This is a genomic window from Paraburkholderia sp. RL17-347-BIC-D (assembly GCF_046027915.1).
Lineage (GTDB): Bacteria > Pseudomonadota > Gammaproteobacteria > Burkholderiales > Burkholderiaceae > Paraburkholderia.
The window spans coordinates 1-1,957 of the sequence record NZ_JARESS010000159.1; the positions used below are offsets into that span (position 1 = coordinate 1).

4 protein-coding genes are annotated in these 1,957 nt (G+C 59.4%); 2 read left to right on the forward strand and 2 right to left on the reverse strand.

Annotation, left to right across the window (positions count from 1 at the left end):
* Positions 1 to 40 precede the first annotated feature (40 nt).
* Positions 41 to 232, reverse strand: a complete 192-nt coding sequence (locus P0D96_RS47835; RefSeq protein ID WP_408321296.1) for a hypothetical protein — start codon at positions 230 to 232, stop codon at positions 41 to 43.
* A 231-nt stretch (positions 233 to 463) separates the two neighbouring features.
* Positions 464 to 619, reverse strand: coding sequence for a hypothetical protein (locus tag P0D96_RS47840; RefSeq protein WP_153141799.1), 156 nt, complete (start codon positions 617 to 619; stop codon positions 464 to 466).
* A 465-nt stretch (positions 620 to 1,084) separates the two neighbouring features.
* Between P0D96_RS47840 and P0D96_RS47845 the strand changes: the two genes are divergently transcribed.
* Complete coding sequence (locus P0D96_RS47845; protein ID WP_046565320.1) at positions 1,085 to 1,513, forward strand: Xre family toxin-antitoxin system antitoxin; 429 nt, start codon at positions 1,085 to 1,087, stop codon at positions 1,511 to 1,513.
* A partial coding sequence (locus P0D96_RS47850; RefSeq protein WP_408321298.1) for an RES family NAD+ phosphorylase occupies positions 1,510 to 1,957 on the forward strand: 448 nt, incomplete at its 3' end. The genes P0D96_RS47845 and P0D96_RS47850, both read left to right, overlap by 4 nt.

Genomic DNA, 1,957 nt, shown 5'->3' on the forward strand with positions numbered 1-1,957 from the left:
CATAATTAAAGTGATCGGCGTTTAATTCGCAATCCTATGTTTACCAGGCCGAAGAGGCTTCAATTTGTGCAGGAGGTTGCTGCACAAATTCTGGATTCGCCCATGCCTTCAGGTTGCGCGGTGACAACTTGCGCAGGGCGGGGAGGGCTGGCTTGCGCTGGATCAGTGTGGCGACACGCTCTTCAAGTTTCTGATAATCGAAACGTCGAAGGGGAAAGATTGCCTGTCTCACGAGGCCACGAGGAAGCGTCTCGAATTGACGATTGGTGACCTGCCAAGGTGTTGGATGCCGTGGACATGGAGGCTGGCTGGTCGCTGGAGGAGCCTGAGCAGGCGTCAACTCCGTTACCATCGCCTGGTATGTGAATCCGAAATCAGTAGCTCAAACCCGCCAGTTCTCTTCGGAGCCTGGCGGGTTTTTCTTTGCCTGCGGGGCGCGAGCTATATACGGCGGTGGAATCGCTCAACCGTTCAGTTGCGATTCGACGTTCAGAACGATCCGTGCGACCGGGTTGTTGTCTGCGGATTGCGGCGCGAACTTGATCTGGGCGAAGGTGACGATACCGAGAGCGACGACCAGAAGTGCTCCAGACGCGGCGATGCGGGTAAGGTATTTCACAGGGACCTCATTTTGATGATGTAGACAGAAACTGAACGTAGCTGACAGGCGTGTCGACTCAACTTCAGCGGCATCCCGGTCGGCAACCGGGCAACGCCGGACGCGATCGTCGGATCGCGCTTGCTGATCGGACAGAGTTTGTGCAGTGCACTATAACACAACCATCAGGTCGCATCTACCGATCACACGGGCTTGTGCAGTGCACTATAAATGATTTACCCGTATGCCCGGTGCGACATCCCGTCGCGAGCGGATGCTTAATTGCTTGAGCAGTTCGTGCATGAAAGATTTCTGTAGGCCGTAACGGGCCGTCATGCTATGTGGGTGATTCTCGCAGGCATGGACGATGTCGAGGAAGCCGTCTCGGCAGTCTCCCCGCTGGCGCCTGCTAGTTGAAGATGGGTTTGCGGACAGTATCAATTGCGCTATAATTGGGTATCAACTGATACTTTAGTCGGGAGTCTCATGTCACTGATTACGCCTGAGGCAGTGGCCGCAGTCATGGAACTGCGGCAGGTCCCGCACACGCTCGCGGAACTCGAAGCACTTGTCCGCGACGGACTGCCCAAGTCCGCGCTGCGCGCGGGCGTCGAACATGCGACGCAGGGCGCTGACGCCCGGCGTGCGCTACTTGCCCGCATCATCCCCGAAGCGACTTATAAGCGGCGTCGCGATCGGCTGACGCCAGACGAATCGGAAAAGACTGAGCGGCTGGCCAGGATCGTCGCGACGACGGCCTACGTCTGGAACGACGAAGAGGACGCGCGGGAATTCCTGTCGACGCCGCACCCGGAGCTCGAGGGGCGGGCGCCACTCGATGTTGCGCTGACCGAGCTCGGCGCGCGCCGGGTCGAAGAGCTGCTCTGGAAACTGTTTTATGGGTTGCCGGCGTGAAGTTGTTTCGAATCGCCGACACTCGACATACGGTCTGGAGCGGCACCGGCGCGATGCTGGTGGGCGGCCGCTTCAATAGCCCGGGGCGACCGGTCATCTACGCCGCGTCGACCTTCGCCGGTGCGATGCTCGAGGTTCTTGTTCATGCACGCATCGGCAAGGTACCGAAGACACACGGATGGGTTGAAGCAGCGGTTCCCGACGATATTCGCGTCGAAGTCCATTCGGCCGAATCGTTGCCAGGGGGATGGGATGCGCCAGCACTGCAGGCGGCAAGGGAGTTCGGCGACGCCTGGCTGACCGAGTCGCGTACCGCGCTCCTGATGGTACCTTCCGTCGTCGTCCGTGCAGAGTTCAACGTGCTGGTCAATCCCGCACACCCCGACGCGACGCGGATTGTTGTGACCGAGCCGCAACCCGTGGTGTGGGATGAACGCCTCTTTG

Excerpts from the sequence above, each read along its gene's own strand:
- P0D96_RS47845 (WP_046565320.1), top strand. The coding sequence starts at position 1,085 with ATGTCACTGATTACGCCTGAGGCAGTGGCCGCAGTCATGGAACTGCGG.